Source organism: Rhodovulum kholense (assembly GCF_003053725.1).
Classification (GTDB): domain Bacteria; phylum Pseudomonadota; class Alphaproteobacteria; order Rhodobacterales; family Rhodobacteraceae; genus Rhodovulum; species Rhodovulum kholense.
This window is the reverse complement of sequence record NZ_QAYC01000002.1, coordinates 23,407-38,391: the sequence shown is the minus strand read 5'-3', so window position 1 is coordinate 38,391 and position 14,985 is coordinate 23,407. Positions and strand designations below refer to the sequence as shown.

The 14,985-nt window shown below is 68.1% G+C and carries 15 protein-coding genes and 1 riboswitch; of the genes, 12 read left to right on the top strand and 3 right to left on the bottom strand.

The window, feature by feature from the left end:
- Nucleotide 1: 1 nt before the first annotated feature.
- Nucleotides 2–1,231, bottom strand: coding sequence for a beta-ketoacyl-ACP synthase I (fabB, locus tag C8N38_RS02950; protein WP_108023798.1), 1,230 nt, complete (start codon nucleotides 1,229–1,231; stop codon nucleotides 2–4).
- Nucleotides 1,232–1,254: 23 nt separating this feature from the next.
- Nucleotides 1,255–1,764 (bottom strand): bifunctional 3-hydroxydecanoyl-ACP dehydratase/trans-2-decenoyl-ACP isomerase, encoded by a 510-nt coding sequence (fabA, locus tag C8N38_RS02945; RefSeq protein ID WP_108023796.1) that lies wholly within the window; start codon nucleotides 1,762–1,764, stop codon nucleotides 1,255–1,257.
- A gap of 158 nt (nucleotides 1,765–1,922) precedes the next feature.
- Between fabA and irr the strand changes: the two genes are divergently transcribed.
- Nucleotides 1,923–2,363: a Fur family transcriptional regulator Irr gene (irr, locus tag C8N38_RS02940; RefSeq protein ID WP_108023795.1), complete on the top strand. Its 441-nt coding sequence runs from the start codon at nucleotides 1,923–1,925 to the stop codon at nucleotides 2,361–2,363.
- Between the two features lie 115 nt (nucleotides 2,364–2,478).
- Here irr and C8N38_RS02935 read toward each other — a convergent pair whose 3' ends face one another.
- Nucleotides 2,479–3,351 (bottom strand): hypothetical protein, encoded by an 873-nt coding sequence (locus C8N38_RS02935; RefSeq protein ID WP_245895493.1) that lies wholly within the window; start codon nucleotides 3,349–3,351, stop codon nucleotides 2,479–2,481.
- 148 nt (nucleotides 3,352–3,499) lie between these two features.
- Here C8N38_RS02935 and miaB point away from each other — a divergent pair, with 148 nt between their 5' ends.
- The 11 genes from miaB to C8N38_RS02880 all read left to right on the top strand — a co-directional run bounded on the left by miaB (nucleotide 3,500) and on the right by C8N38_RS02880 (nucleotide 14,940).
- Complete coding sequence (gene miaB / locus C8N38_RS02930; protein ID WP_108023793.1) at nucleotides 3,500–4,834, top strand: tRNA (N6-isopentenyl adenosine(37)-C2)-methylthiotransferase MiaB; 1,335 nt, start codon at nucleotides 3,500–3,502, stop codon at nucleotides 4,832–4,834.
- A gap of 245 nt (nucleotides 4,835–5,079) precedes the next feature.
- A complete protein-coding gene (locus C8N38_RS02925) occupies nucleotides 5,080–6,096 on the top strand; it encodes a PhoH family protein (RefSeq protein WP_425440009.1) in 1,017 nt (338 codons plus the stop codon).
- A gap of 54 nt (nucleotides 6,097–6,150) precedes the next feature.
- Nucleotides 6,151–6,651 carry an rRNA maturation RNase YbeY gene (gene ybeY / locus C8N38_RS02920; protein WP_108023789.1) on the top strand — a complete coding sequence of 167 codons (501 nt, stop codon included), beginning with the start codon at nucleotides 6,151–6,153 and terminating at the stop codon, nucleotides 6,649–6,651.
- A gap of 37 nt (nucleotides 6,652–6,688) precedes the next feature.
- The gene (locus tag C8N38_RS02915) at nucleotides 6,689–7,594 is read left to right on the top strand and encodes a hemolysin family protein (RefSeq protein WP_108023786.1); all 906 of its coding nucleotides are present in this window, start codon (nucleotides 6,689–6,691) and stop codon (nucleotides 7,592–7,594) included.
- Nucleotides 7,595–7,599: 5 nt separating this feature from the next.
- The gene (gene lnt / locus C8N38_RS02910; RefSeq protein WP_108023784.1) at nucleotides 7,600–9,108 is read left to right on the top strand and encodes an apolipoprotein N-acyltransferase; all 1,509 of its coding nucleotides are present in this window, start codon (nucleotides 7,600–7,602) and stop codon (nucleotides 9,106–9,108) included.
- Nucleotides 9,109–9,149: 41 nt separating this feature from the next.
- Nucleotides 9,150–9,199: riboswitch (SAM-SAH riboswitch) on the top strand.
- Nucleotides 9,200–9,206: 7 nt separating this feature from the next.
- Nucleotides 9,207–10,373: a methionine adenosyltransferase gene (metK, locus tag C8N38_RS02905; RefSeq protein WP_108023782.1), complete on the top strand. Its 1,167-nt coding sequence runs from the start codon at nucleotides 9,207–9,209 to the stop codon at nucleotides 10,371–10,373.
- Between the two features lie 140 nt (nucleotides 10,374–10,513).
- The gene (gene trmB / locus C8N38_RS02900; protein WP_108024428.1) at nucleotides 10,514–11,263 is read left to right on the top strand and encodes a tRNA (guanosine(46)-N7)-methyltransferase TrmB; all 750 of its coding nucleotides are present in this window, start codon (nucleotides 10,514–10,516) and stop codon (nucleotides 11,261–11,263) included.
- A 143-nt stretch (nucleotides 11,264–11,406) separates the two neighbouring features.
- Complete coding sequence (locus tag C8N38_RS02895) at nucleotides 11,407–12,465, top strand: amidohydrolase family protein (protein WP_108023780.1); 1,059 nt, start codon at nucleotides 11,407–11,409, stop codon at nucleotides 12,463–12,465.
- A 113-nt stretch (nucleotides 12,466–12,578) separates the two neighbouring features.
- The gene (aroA, locus tag C8N38_RS02890; RefSeq protein WP_108023778.1) at nucleotides 12,579–13,931 is read left to right on the top strand and encodes a 3-phosphoshikimate 1-carboxyvinyltransferase; all 1,353 of its coding nucleotides are present in this window, start codon (nucleotides 12,579–12,581) and stop codon (nucleotides 13,929–13,931) included.
- Entirely contained in the window at nucleotides 13,928–14,332 is a 405-nt protein-coding gene (locus C8N38_RS02885; protein ID WP_108023776.1) for a GFA family protein, read from the top strand. Before aroA ends, C8N38_RS02885 begins: the two co-directional genes overlap by 4 nt.
- Nucleotides 14,329–14,940, top strand: coding sequence for a (d)CMP kinase (locus C8N38_RS02880; RefSeq protein WP_108023774.1), 612 nt, complete (start codon nucleotides 14,329–14,331; stop codon nucleotides 14,938–14,940). Before C8N38_RS02885 ends, C8N38_RS02880 begins: the two co-directional genes overlap by 4 nt.
- Nucleotides 14,941–14,985 lie beyond the last annotated feature (45 nt).

Genomic DNA, 14,985 nt, shown 5'->3' with positions numbered 1-14,985 from the left:
ATCATCCGTGATATTTGCTCATCACCAGGGTCGCGTTGGTGCCGCCGAACCCGAAACTGTTCGACAGCACGCTGTCGATCTCGATACCGTCGCGCAGCTCGGTCACGATCTCGCCCGGCCGGATTTCGGGGTCGAGTTCGGTGACATTCGCCGAAGCCGCCATGAACCCTTTCTGCATCATGATCAGCGAATAGATCGCCTCATGGACGCCGGTCGCGCCCAGGCTGTGCCCGGTCAGCGACTTGGTCGAGCCGATAGGCGGCGCGCCGCTTTCGCCGAAGACCTCGCGCACGCCCTTGACCTCGACGATGTCGCCCGCGACGGTCGAGGTGCCGTGGGCGTTGATGTAGTCGATCCTGCGGCCTTCGGGCAGAGTTTCCAGGGCCAGCTTCATCGAGCGCACACCGCCCTCGCCCGAGGGGGCGACCATGTCGTAGCCGTCCGAGGTCGCGCCGTAGCCGGTCACTTCGGCATAGATCGTGGCGCCCCGGGCCTTGGCGTGTTCCAGCTCTTCCAGCACCACGACCCCGCCGCCGCCGGCGATCACGAAGCCGTCGCGGGTCGCGTCGAACGGGCGCGAGGCGGTTTCTGGGGTGTCGTTGTATTTCGACGACATCGCGTTCATCGCGTCGAAGAGGCAGGACAGCGTCCAGTCGACCTCTTCGCCGCCGCCCGCGAAGACCACGTCCTGCTTGCCCATCTGGATCAGCTCGGTGCCATTGCCGATGCAATGCGCCGAGGTCGAGCAGGCCGAGGTGATCGAGTAGTTCACGCCCTTGATCTTGAAGGGCGTGGCGAGACAGGCCGAGTTGGTAGAGGACATGCAGCGGGTGACCATGAACGGGCCCATCCGCTTGGGGCTGCCCTTTTCCTTGACGGTCTTGTGGGCCACGAAGAAATTCGCGGTCGACGGCCCGCCCGAGCCCATGATCAGCCCGGTGCGCGGGTTCGACACCTCGTCCGGTTCAAGCCCGGCATCGGCGATGGCCTGTTCCATGGCAAGGAAGTTGTAGGCCGCGCCCGCGCCCATGAAGCGCAACTGACGCTTGTCGACCGAGGCTTCCAGATCGATCTGCGGGATGCCCGCGACCTGGCTGCGGAAGCCGTTTTCGGCATAGACGGGTTCGAAGCGGATGCCAGAGCGGCCGGCGCGCAGGGACGCCTCGACCTCGGCGGTGGAATTGCCGATGGGCGAGATGATGCCCATGCCCGTGATGACGACGCGGCGCATGGCGGTCTCCTTTCTAAGATGGATCAGCTTTCAGACAGAGCGACCTTCATGTCCTTGACATGATAAATCGTTTCGCCATCGGCCTCGACCCTGCCATCGGCCACACCCATCGTCAGCCGACGGGTCTGGATGGCCTTTGTGAAATCGACGAAATAGCGGATCAGCTTGCGCTCGGGGCGGACCATGCCGGTCAGCTTGACCTCGCCCACGCCCAGCGCATAGCCGCGGCCTTTCCAGCCGCGCCAGCCGAGATTGAAGCCGGTCAGCTGCCAGAGCCCGTCGAGCCCGAGGCAGCCCGGCATGATCGGGTTGCCGGGGAAATGGCACGAAAAGAACCACAGGTCCGGATGGATATCGAACTCTGCCACGACATGCCCCTTGCCGTGCTCGCCGCCTTCGGCGCTGATGTCGGTGATGCGGTCCATCATCAGCATGGGCGGTTCCGGCAGCTGCGCGTTGCCGGGGCCGAACAGCTCTCCCCGCGCGCATTTCAGGAGCTCGTCCTTGTCGAAGCTCGTCGGAAAATCGGTCATACGGGACCCGTCCCCCCCTTTGGATTGGCCTGTTTCGCGTCCCGCCCCCTCTATCACCGCGCCTTGCGAAGTGGCAATAGTGCCCCGATGCCGCGCCAAAGCGTCGCTGCAGATCAGAATCATTTGAATTACAGGGTTGATCGCACCATATATCGCCCATGGCACAGCTGAATGAAAACCCCAATAATCCCGACGCCATCGAGCGCGGCAGCCGCTGGCTTTCCAAGGCCGGTCTGCGCCCGACCCGTCAGCGGGTGAGCCTTGCCTCGCTGCTGATCGGCGACGGCAACAACCGCCACGTCACGGCGGAAACGCTGTACGCGGCGTCCTGCGCGACCGGCGAGAAGGTGTCGCTGGCGACGGTTTACAACACGCTTCGGGCCTTCTGCGATGCAGGCCTGATGCAGGAAGTCATGGTCGACGGGACGAAAAGCTATTTCGATACCCGGGTCGACGACCATCCGCACTTCTTCTGGGAAGACGAGCACCGGCTGAGCGATGCCCCGGCGGGCGAGCTGGAAATCGCCAAGCTTCCCAAGGCCCCCGAAGGCGCCGAGATCTCGAAGATCGACGTCGTGATCCGGTTGCGGCGGATCTGACCCCGAAGCCGCTTCCGCAAGGGAGCGGCGACGAAAAGGACATATGGTGTCCGGGAAAGGGGTCTTTCCCGGGCTCTTTGTTTTGCGGCTGCCCGGGGGGCGCGCCCACCGGGTCTCAGAACCACTGCCCGGGTTCCATCAGCCCCAGATCCATCAGTTGCTGGGACTCCCAGCGAAACGCGTCCGACATCGGCCAGCGGAATCGCTCGATCTCGAACCGCGAGCCGGGATTGGTGCGCAGCGCCTTGGCGGCCCGGAACGAACAGATCGCTGCCGTCAGGTTGTTGTGCCAGGGGCAGGCATAGGTGTTCATCTCGGGCTCGCTCAGAAGATGCCCGTCAAGCAGCCGCAGCCCCGGCCGCGCGCGAAACAGGCCGATCCGGTCGATTCGCCGCCGGTCCTCTGGGATGTGTTCCTCGAACCGCCAGCGCAGCCCGCCGAAGAAGTCGAGTTGCCGCTCGAGCACCCGGCCGGTCGCAGGATCGGTCCGGGGCTGGGCGAAATAGCCCGTGCGGTCCAGCATGGCGCCGTCGCGCGAGACCCCGTTGGGGCACTGCTCGAGATCGGCGGCATAGAGATCGACCACATAGGTCAGCATCGCCTCGCGGCGCTCTTCGGTATGGAAGGCCAGCATCTCGCCGATGCTGCGGTTTTCGCAGAAGGGGAAGAACAGGTATTCGGCATTATAGCAGTAATGCAGCCAGGCCCCGGGTGCTGCGGCGATCACCGCATTGACTGCCCGGGGCAGGGCACCCTCGGCCAGGGTGTCGTAGGTCACGCGGTGCACCCGCTCTGCCGCACCGGGCGCCAGATCCAGCCCCGCGGGCGTGAACAGGATCAGCGTGCCGAAGCCCAGTGCATCGAGATGGTCGACGGTGCTTTCGACCTCGATCTCGTCCTCGACGAAGATCAGCGCGACCGGGCGCGGGCCGAGCGCGCCGCGCGCCCGTCCCAGGAACTGTGCCAGCCCCGCATATTGCCCCGCCATGGCGGTCCTCCTCGGCCTTGGGCGCAGGGTCGGGCAGGGCGCGCCCATATGCAAGCGGGATGCAAGCGTTGCGGCCCGAGCCCGGTTTCGTGTAGGACAGCGCGCAACCGACCCGGCAGACCGGTCCGCAGACCGGAAGGACGCGCGCATGACCTCCCCCACTCCTCCGACCCGCAAGCTGTTCATCCGGACCTATGGCTGTCAGATGAACGTCTATGACAGCGAACGGATGGCCGAGGCGCTGGGCCCGTCGGGATATGAACTGACGGACAGCGCCGAGGGCGCCGACCTGATCCTGCTGAACACCTGCCATATCCGCGAAAAGGCGGCCGAGAAGGTCTATTCCGAACTCGGGCGGCTTCGGGCGCTGAAGGCGGAAAACCCGGACCTGAAGATCGGCGTGGCGGGCTGCGTCGCCCAGGCCGAGGGCGAGGAGATCCTGCGCCGCCAGCCGCTGGTCGATCTGGTGGTGGGGCCGCAAAGCTATCACCGCCTGCCCGAGCTCGAGGCGCGGGCGCGCCAGGGGGCGAAGGCGCTCGACACCGATTTCCCCGAGGAGGACAAGTTCGTCCGGCTGGGCGGGCGGCCGAAGGCGCAGCGCGGCCCGACCGCCTTCCTGACCGTGCAGGAGGGCTGCGACAAGTTCTGCGCCTTCTGCGTGGTGCCGTACACGCGCGGCGCCGAGGCCTCGCGCCCGGCGGCGCAGGTGCTGGCCGAGGCCCGCGATCTGGCGGAACGGGGCGTGCGCGAGATCACCCTGCTGGGCCAGAACGTCAATGCCTATCACGGCGCCGGTCCCGACGGGGACTGGGGGCTGGCCCGGCTGATCCGCGAGCTGGCCGCGATCGACGGGATCGACCGCCTGCGCTATACCACCTCGCATCCGAACGACATGTCGGACGACCTGATCGCCGCCCATGGCGAGGTGCCCGAACTGATGCCCTATCTGCATCTGCCGGTGCAGTCGGGGTCCGACCGGATGCTGAAGGCGATGAACCGCAAGCACACGGCCGAGGACTACCTGCGCCTGGTCGAGCGCGTCCGCGCGGCCCGTCCCGACATCCTGATGTCGGGCGATTTCATCGTCGGTTTCCCGGGCGAGACCGAGGCCGATTTCGAGGACACGCTGGCGCTGGTGCGCGCGGTGAATTACGGCCAGTGCTATTCCTTCAAGTATTCGCCCCGCCCCGGCACCCCTGCGGCCGAGCGCGATCAGATCGACGAGGACGTCAAGACCGACCGGCTGCTGCGGCTGCAGGCGCTGTTGACCGACCAGCAGGTGGCGGCGCAGGCGGCGATGGTCGGGCGCCGGGTCGGCGTGCTGTTCGAAAAGACCGGGCGGATGCCGGGCCAGCTTGTCGGCAAGTCCGATCACCTGCAGGCGGTTCATGTCGAGGCGCCCGAGGCGCTTCTGGGCCGGATCGCCGAGGTGGCGATTACCGGAACCGCGCCGAACTCGCTGGCGGGCGTCCTGGCCGGGTGAGGCGCGCGAGGTCCGAGCACGCCGGAAAAGACCGCCGGGAACCGATCCGGCCAGTCGCCGGTTCAATCAGTGCGAAGCCAAGTCCGGGCAAGGCGCGCAGGCGCGTTCTGCACAAGCCCTGGTCGCCGCGCACGCGGGGTTAGGTCTTTTTTGTTTCAACGAGGTGAAACATCGCAGCTATCGCTTGCGCCATGACCGGGGCGTTGGCACCATATATGCACGGGATTCAACCGACGGAGTCTTTATTGGGCATCAGCGCTCTGACCCCCCCGCCGAAGGTCGAAGACGTCCACGAGACGTTTCTCGAGTTTCCGGACAACCGCCTTCTGATCGACCTTTGCGGTGAATTCGACCGCAATCTCGCGCAGATCGAGCACAAGCTCGGCGTTCATATCCTCCGACGGGGCAACCGGCTGGCGATCGTTGGCGAAGGCGCGGCGCGCGGGCAGGCGGCGATGGTGCTGCAACAGCTTTACGCCAGGCTCGAGGGCGGCAAGCCGCTTGAGGCGGGCGATATCGACGGGGCGCTCCGGCTGGGCGATTCCGCTGCGGGCACGGGTTCGCGGGCGGGCGACCAGCTTGAGATGTTCCATGGCGGGCGGACCGAGGTCCATACCCGCAAGAAGATGGTCGAGCCGCGGACCGAGGCGCAGAAGGCCTATGTGAAGGCGCTGTTCGAGAACGAGCTTTGCTTCGGGATCGGACCGGCCGGGACCGGCAAGACCTATATCGCGGTCGCGGTCGCGGTGAACATGTTCATCGGCGGCCATGTCGACCGCATCATCCTCAGCCGTCCCGCGGTCGAGGCGGGCGAGAGGCTGGGCTTTCTGCCCGGCGACATGAAGGAGAAGGTCGACCCCTACATGCAGCCGCTTTACGACGCGCTGCACGATTTCCTGCCGGGGCGCCAACTGGCCAAGCTGATCGAGGAGAAGCGGATCGAGATCGCGCCGCTTGCCTTCATGCGTGGCCGCACGCTGGCCAATGCCTTCGTGGTGCTCGACGAGGCGCAGAACGCGACCACCATGCAGATGAAGATGTTCCTGACCCGTCTGGGCGAGGGCAGCCGCATGGTCATCACCGGCGACCGCAGCCAGGTCGACCTGCCGCGGGGCGTGTCGAGCGGGCTCGCCGATGCGGAACGGCTGTTGAAGGACATCGACAACATCTCGTTCAATTATTTCACCGCAAAGGATGTGGTGCGGCATCCGCTGGTGGCCCGGATCATCGAAGCCTACGACGCCGACGACGCGAAAGCCTGATACGGTCGCGAACGCCCTGTAACGCCGCCCGGTTTCGCTGTAGACGACGCGTCCATGAGCATCGAGATTCTCTTCGAGGACGACCGCTGGGCCGCCGCCGGGCTGGCGCGACTGGCCGAGAGTGCCTGCCGCGAGACACTGACGCATCTGGGGTTCGATCCCGAGATCCACGAGATCAGCGTGCTGGCCTGCGACGATGCGCGCATCGCCACCCTGAACGCCGAGTTCCGCGACAAGTCCGCGCCGACCAACGTGCTGTCCTGGCCCGCCGAGGATCTGGCGGCCGAGGAGGACGGCGAGGCGCCGCTGCCGCCCGAGCCGGATCTTGAGGGCGAGCCTGTGGAGCTTGGCGATATCGCCATCGCCTGGGAGACCTGCGCCCGCGAGGCCCGCGAGCAGGGCAAGGCGTTTCATGATCATGTAACGCATCTGATGGTACACGGATGCCTGCATCTGTTGGGATACGACCACATCCGTCCGCGGGATGCCGCCCGGATGGAGGGGATCGAGGTGGAAATACTTGCCAAACTCGGTCTGGCGGACCCATATGATTGAGGCGGGCCAAAATGCCCGGGAGTTTCGGTAAGGATTGATGGGCGACGAGACGGACGGGTCGTCTAGGGCCGCGCAAGGCGCGCTAGACACCGACAATCTGGACAGCCGGGGCCTTCTGGGCCGGCTGGTGGCGGCGATCCTGCCTGCAGGCGCCGAAGAGTCCGAAGAGGGCGCAGACCACGCCGTGGCCAACGGGACCGCGCGACCGGCCTTGACCCATGGCATCGGCAACCTCGCCAAGATGCGGGTCGAGGACGTGGCGATTCCCAAGGCCGAGATCGACGCCGTGCCGCTCGACATCTCGATGGAGGATCTCGTGCAGGTCTTCCGCGAGTCCGGGCTGACCCGGCTGCCGGTCTATGACGGCACGCTGGATTCGCCCATCGGCATGGTACACCTCAAGGATTTCGCCCTGCGCCACGGGTTCAACGGCAAGGACACGCCCTTCGTTCTGAAGGACATGATCCGCCCGCTGCTGTATGCGCCGCCCTCTATGCCGATCGGGGTGCTCTTGCAGAAGATGCAGAGCCAGCGGATGCACATGGCGCTGGTGATCGACGAATATGGCGGGGTCGACGGTCTGGTGACCATCGAGGATCTGATCGAGCAGGTCGTCGGCGAGATCGAGGACGAGCACGACATCGACGAAGGCACGCTCTGGACCGTCGAGAAGCCCGGGATCTATCTGGTGCAGGCCCGCGCGCCGCTCGATGCCTTCGAGGACGAGATCGGCCTGCGGCTGCTCGATGCCGAGGAAGAGGAAGAGGTCGATTCGCTGGGGGGGCTGATCTTCATGATGATCGGCCGGGTGCCGACGCGCGGCGAGGTAATCCGCCATGCCTCGGGCGCCGAGTTCGAGGTGGTCGATGCCGATCCGCGCCGGATCAAGCGGCTGCGGGTGCGTCTGCCTGCGGTGACCGCCGCCGCCGCGGCTTCTGCCTGACCCGAATGCGGGCCGGTCCGTTCCGCCGGGTGCTGGCCCGGCCTGCCTGGGCGGCCTTCGGGCTGGGGTTGGGCCTTGCTCTGGGCCAGGCGCCCTGGTCGCTTTGGCCGCTCGCGCTTTGCGCGCTGGCTGCGCTGATCTGGCTGGTGGCCCGTGCGGAAACGCCCGGCCGTGCGGCGCGGATCGCCTGGGCGGGCGGTGCGGGCCAGTTCGCGCTGGCACTGTCCTGGATCGTCGATCCCTTCCTTGTCGATATCCGCCATGACGGCTGGATGGCGCCCTTTGCGCTGATCTTGATGGCCGGGGGGCTCGCGCTCTTCTGGGGCGCGGCCGGGGCTTTTGCCGGATGGGCGGGGCGCGGCACGCGCGGCCGGGCGATGGCTTTGGTGCTTGCGCTGTCGGCGGCGGAACTGGCGCGCGGCTATGTGCTGACCGGCTTTCCCTGGGCGCTTCCCGGCCATGTCTGGATCGGGGCGCCGCAGATGCAGCTGGCAGCACTCACCGGGCAATACGGGCTGACCCTCGTCACGCTTTTCATCGCGGCCCTGCCGGTCCTGCTGCCGGTCGGGCCGGGCCGGAGCCTGGGCGCAGGGCTCGCCGTGGCAGCGGTGGCGGGGCTCGGGCTGTGGGGCGCGGCGCGCGAGGCGGCGCCGGTGCCGACAGAGGCCGATCCGCCGCAGGTGCGGCTGATCCAGCCCAATGCGGCGCAGCATCTGAAGTGGCGCCGCGACATGATCCCGGTCTTCTGGGAGCGCCAGCTGGCCTATACTGCCGAACCGGGCGACCCGCCGCCCGATCTGATCGTCTGGCCCGAAACCGCCGTGCCTTTCTGGCTCGAGACCGCCGGGGACGGACTGGAGACCATCGCAGAGGCGTCGGGCGGCGTGCCGGTCGCGGCGGGCATCCAGCGGGCAGACGGGCCACGGGCCTATAACAGCCTCGCGGTGATCGGCGCGGGCGGCCGGCTTCTTGGGCTTTACGACAAGCATCATCTGGTGCCCTTCGGCGAATACATCCCCGGAGCGGCTTTGCTCGGACGGTTCGGTATCCGCGGCCTCGCGGCGAACGATGTCTACGGCTATGCGCCGGGGCCCGGGCCGCGGCTGCTCGATCTGGGCGCGCGGCTGGGGAAGGCGCTGCCGCTGATCTGCTACGAGGCGGTGTTTCCGCAGGATCTGCGCGGGACCGCGCGGCCGCGCTGGCTGTTGCAGATCACCAATGACGCCTGGTTCGGCACCAGCACCGGCCCCTATCAGCATCTGGCCTTGGCGCGGCTGCGGGCGGTCGAGACCGGGCTGCCGTTCCTGCGCGCGGCCAATACCGGGGTCTCGGCAGTGATCGACGGGCGAGGGCGGGTCTTGGCCAGCCTGCCGTTGGGTCAGCAGGGCCAGATCACCGCGCCGCTGCCCCCGGCGCTGGCCGAAACGCCCTATGCGCGCACCGGCGACTGGCCGGTCTTTCTGGTGCTTTGTCTGGGTCTGGCCGCTTTCGTCGCAACCCGCGCCCTGAAATAGACATTGATTCCTGACAGGTGGCGGCGTAAGCCCGACCGGTCGAACCGTCACAACGGCTTCCTGGCGTGGCGGGGATAGCATCAACGGAGCGCCTTTCCATGACACGTCAAAACTACGTCTTCACCTCCGAATCCGTTTCGGAAGGACACCCCGACAAGGTCTGCGACCGCATTTCCGACGCGGTTCTGGATGCCTTCCTCGCCGAGGAACCCAATGCCCGCGTCGCCTGCGAAACCTTCGCGACCTCGTCGCTTGTGGTGATCGGCGGTGAGGTCGGGCTTTCGGACAAGACCCGCCTGAAACAGCTGATGGGCTCGATCGGCGAAATCGCCCGCGAGTGCATTCGGGATATCGGCTACGAGCAGGACAAGTTCCACTGGAACACCTGCCATGTGCTGAACTTCCTGCACGAGCAGTCCGCCCATATCGCGCAAGGCGTGGACAAGGATGGCGCCGGCGACCAGGGGATCATGTTCGGTTACGCCACCGACGAGACGCCCGAACTGATGCCCGCGCCGATCCAGTACGCCCATGCGATCCTGCGGCGTCTGACCGAGGCGCGGAAATCGGGCGCCGAGCCGACGCTTCGTCCCGACGCCAAGTCGCAGCTGACCGTGCGCTACGAGCATGGCCGCCCGGTCGCGGTCGACTCGATCGTGCTCTCGACCCAGCATGCGAGCGCGGATCAGACCTCGGACGACATCCGCTCCATCGTCGAGCCTTATATCCGCGAGGTTCTGCCCGAGGGCTGGCTCCATGAGGGCACCGAATGGTGGGTCAACCCCACCGGGACCTTCGTGATCGGCGGTCCCGACGGCGATGCCGGGCTGACCGGCCGCAAGATCATCGTCGACACCTATGGCGGGGCGGCCCCCCATGGGGGCGGCGCCTTCTCGGGCAAGGACCCGACCAAGGTCGACCGCTCGGCCGCCTATGCGGCGCGCTATCTGGCGAAGAACGTGGTCGCGGCGGGGCTCGCGTCGAAATGCACGCTGCAGCTGTCCTACGCCATCGGCGTGGCCAAGCCGCTGTCGATCTATGTCGACGCCCATGGCACCGGCAAGGTGCCGGAGGCCGAGATCGAGAAGGCGGTCGGGCAGGTGATGGATCTGACCCCGCGCGGCATCCGCGAGCATCTGGGGCTGAACCGTCCGATCTATGCCCGCACCTCGGCCTATGGCCATTTCGGCCGCATGCCCGAGGAGGATGGCGGCTTCTCCTGGGAGCGCACCGATCTGGCCGAGGCGCTGAAGAAGGCGTTCTGAGGCGGGACCGCGCCGGGCCTTGCCCGGCCGCTGGATCCAGTTTTGCGGGGGGGGCGCGTGCCAGATGGTGCGCGCCCCTCTCGCATGACCGTTTCGCTCAGAGCTTGACCGCCGCGCGGGCGCGGCCTATGGCGCGGCCGATGAGCGACGACACCCGCAAAAGCCCCGACCAGACCTCCGGCCCCACCGAGGGCGCGCCCGCGCGCGCCTGGCGCAATTTCTACGGTCGCCGCCATGGCAAGACCCTGCGGCAGACCCAGAAGGGCTATCTCGACAGCGATCTGGCGGCGTTGGCGCCGGGGGCGGTTGGCTGGGACGAGAACCCCGACCGCGAGCCGCTGGATCTTCAGGCGCGCTTCGGCGACCGCGAGGTCTGGCTGGAAGTGGGCTTTGGCGGCGGCGAGCACATGGTGCATCAGGCTGCGACCCATCCCGAGGCGGCGATCATCGGCTGCGAGCCCTTCATCAATGGCGTCGCGATGCTTCTGGGCAAGATCCGCGAGGCCGGGGTCGACAATCTGGCGGTGCATCCGGGCGATGCACGCGATCTCTTCGACGTGCTGCCCGAGGCCAGCATCTCGCGCGCCTTTCTGCTGTATCCCGACCCCTGGCCGAAGGCGCGCCATCACCGGCGGCGCTTTGTTACACCGGAATTCCTGGAGCCGCTGGCTCGGGTGCTGAAACCGGGCAGCGCGTTCCGGGTCGCAACCGACATTCCGGATTATGTGCGCCAGACGCTGGTCGAGGTCCCGAAGGCGGGGTTCGAGTGGCTGGCCGAGTGCCCAGAGGACTGGCGCGCGCCCTGGGACGACTGGATTTCGACCCGCTACGAACAGAAGGCGCTGCGCGAGGGGCGGGTGCCGCATTACCTGACCTTCCGCCGGCGCTGAGCCGTTGCGCCCCCGCCCCGGGCGCCGCGCGCCGGGGCAGGGTCGCGTCAGGGTATTTGGACCAAGAAGAAGCCCGCAAGCGATCCGGGCAGGGGCCGCCGGCAGGGGCCGGAGCGCCGTCGCCGGACGCGGAAGGGGACGTCATGTCCGATATCCGGATCACCAACTGCCACATCCACACCTTCACCGCCGCCCATGCGCCGCTTTACTATCCGGCGCCGCCGGTCGCCGCGATCCGGGCCTGGCCGGGGCTGTTGCACGGGTTGCGCCAGGCGGCACGGTTGCAGCCCTGGGAAGGGGCCCATGAGGCGGTCCTGCAGCTTGATCATTTCCGCAAGACCGGTTGTCGCGAAAGCCAGCGCGCCGTGTTTCTCGAGGCGCTGCGGCACTATCCGGCCAGCGCGCGCTTCGTCGTTCTGCCGATGGATCTGGAATATTGCGGTCACGGGCCGGTGCCGGTCGGGCTGGAGGCCCAGCATCGCGAGCTTTACGACCTGAGCCGCGACCCCGAGCTGGGGCATCGGGTCATTCCCTTCGCCACCCTCCATCCCGATCGGCCGGGCGCGGTCGCCGAGCTTCGGCGCTGTCTGGACGAGTATGGCTTCCGGGGGGTGAAGATCTACCCCCGGCTCGGTTATGCCCCGAGCCACGAGATCCTGATGCGCGAGGTCTATCCGCTGTGCGTCGAGCGCGGGCTGCCAGTCGTCTCGCATTGTTCGCGCGGGGGCGTGCGGCACCGGCGCTGGACCCCGGCCCGGGCGGATGCGGTGACCGATCCGGCGGCGCATGTGCCCGTGCTGCGCGCCTTTCCCGAGCTCAGGCTGTGCCTGGCGCATTTCGGCGGCGATACGGACTGGCTGTCTTATCTGGCCGAAGGGCTCGACCCGCTCGATCCAGAGGCGCGGCGGCGGAACTGGGTCACGCAGATCGCCGACATGATCGAGGGCGGGGCCTATCCCAATCTCTACACCGACGTTTCCTACACGGTCTTCAAGGTCCCCGCCTGCATGCCGCTGCTGACGCTGTTCATGGAGAACGAGCAACTGGCCTCGCGCATCCTCTTCGGGTCGGATTTCTACATGCCGCGGCCGGAGGATCTGTCCGAGAAGGCGGTCTCGATCCGGCTGCGCGCGGCGCTGGGCGAGGCGCGGTTCCGCCGGATCGCCGAGACCAATCCCGAAACCTGGCTGGGCGAGCGGTAGAGGCGGGGCGGTACGGGCGGGCGACAGGGGCGGGGCGACAGGGGCGGGCGGAGGCTGGACGGCTCGGCGCGCATTGGGTAAGCCGCAGGAACCCAATCCGAGGAGCCTTCCGCATGTCCGCCCATGGCGATCCGATCCCGATGACCGCGCGCAGGTCCGGCCCGCTGAGGGGCGCGGCCGTGGTGCCCGGCGACAAGTCGATCAGCCACCGCGCGCTGATCCTGGGCGCGCTGGCGGTGGGCGAGACCCGCATTTCGGGCCTGCTCGAGGGCCAGGACGTGCTGGATACCGCGAAGGCGATGCGGGCCTTCGGCGCCGAGGTCACACATGAGGGACCCGGCGACTGGACCGTGCAGGGCGTGGGCGTGGGCGGCTTTGCCGAGCCCGCCGACGTGATCGACTGCGGCAATTCCGGCACCGGGGTGCGGCTGATCATGGGGGCGATGGCGACCTCGCCGCTGACCGCGACCTTTACTGGCGACGCCTCGCTGCGGAAACGGCCGATGGGGCGGGTGACCGAGCCCCTGGCGCTGTTCGGCACCCGCGCCGTCGGGCGGCAGGGCGGGCGGCTGCCGATGACGCTGATCGGCGCGGACGATCCGGTGCCGGTGCGCTATGTCGTGCCGGTGCCCTCGGCGCAGGTGAAATCGGCCGTGTTGCTGGCCGGGCTGAATGCGCCGGGCGAAACCGTGGTGATCGAGCGCGAGGCGACGCGGGATCATACCGAGCGGATGCTGGCGGGCTTCGGCGCGACGCTCCGGACCGAGGAGGTGCCGGAGGGCCGGGCCATCGTGCTGACCGGTCAGCCCGAGCTGGTGCCCCAGACCATCGCCGTGCCGCGCGACCCGAGTTCGGCGGCGTTCCCTGTGGCGGCGGCGCTGATCGTCGAGGGCTCGGACGTTTTGGTGCCGGGGATCGGGCTGAACCCGACCCGGGCCGGGCTGTTCGCGACGCTGCGCGAGATGGGGGCCGATCTGGTCTATGAAAACGAACGCGAGGAGGGCGGCGAGCCGGTCGCCGATCTGCGCGCGCGGTTCTCGCCCGCGATGACCGGGATCGAGGTGCCGCCCGAGCGCGCGCCCTCGATGATCGACGAATACCCGATCCTGGCGGTGGTGGCTTCCTTTGCCAGCGGCCCGACGATGATGCGCGGGATCGGCGAATTGCGGGTCAAGGAAAGCGACCGAATCGCGGCGATGGCCGCCGGGCTTCGGGCCTGCGGTGCCGAGGTCGAGGAGGGCGAGGACTGGATGATCGTCCATGGCCTGGGTGCGGGCGGGCTGCCCGGGGGGGCGGTCTGTGCCACCCATCTCGATCACCGGATCGCGATGTCCTTCCTCTGCGCGGGGCTCGCGGCGCAAAAGCCGGTCTCGGTCGACGATGCCGGGCCGATCGCGACCTCTTTCCCGATCTTCGAGGGCCTCATGGCGGCCCTGGGTGCCGAATTCGACAGGGGCGACGCATGAGCGTGACGGGCGGGTGCCTGTGCGGCGCGGTCCGCTACCGGATCGACGGGCCTCTCAGCCCGGTCGTTGCCTGCCATTGCAGCCAGTGCCGCAAGGCAAGCGGCCACCATGTCGCCTCGGCCTCGGCGCCGCGCGACAGCATCGCCGTCGCGGGCGAGCTGCGCTGGTTCGCCTCCTCGGCCCTGGCGCGGCGGGGCTTCTGCCCGGTCTGCGGGTCGAACCTGTTCTGGGACGGGCAGGGCCCCGACATGGCGATCCATGCGGGCAGCTTCGACGGCGATCCGGGGGTCCGGCTGGTCGCCCATATCTTCTGCGCCGACAAGGGTGCCTATTACGAGATCGCGGACGGGCTGCCGCAGGCCCCGGCGGGGCGGTCCGGTCTGCCGGAGGACATCACATGAGCTTTACGGTCGCCATCGACGGTCCGGCGGCAGCGGGCAAGGGCACGATCAGCCGGGCGGTTGCCGCGCATTTCGGCTTTGCCCATCTCGATACCGGGCTGCTCTACCGGGCGGTGGGGGCGCGGATGCTGGACGGGCTCGACCCGGTCGAGGCGGCACGGACGCTCGACCCCGAGGCGCTGGAACGCAGCGACCTGCGTGCACCCGAGGTGGCCCAGGCCGCCAGCAAGGTCGCGGCGATCCCGGATGTGCGGGCGGCGCTGGTCGATTTCCAGCGCGCCTTCGCGATGCGGGCTGGTGGCGCGGTGCTGGACGGGCGCGACATCGGCACGGTGATCTGCCCCGAGGCGCCCGCCAAGCTGTTCGTCACCGCCTCGGATACCGTCCGGGCCGAAAGGCGGTTTCGCGAACTGACGGACAAGGGCGTCGAGACCAGCCTCGAGGAGGTCCTGACCGAGATGCGCGAACGCGATGCCCGCGACAGCGCGCGTGCCGCGGCCCCGCTGCGTCCTGCGCAAGATGCGGTGATCCTCGATACCTCGCGGCTGTCCATCGACGACGCGGTGGCGGCCGCGATCGAGACCATCCGGACCCGGCAGCAGGGCTGAACCTGGCTGGGCCGACCTGAGCCGGGCCATGCCAGTCTGGGGGCG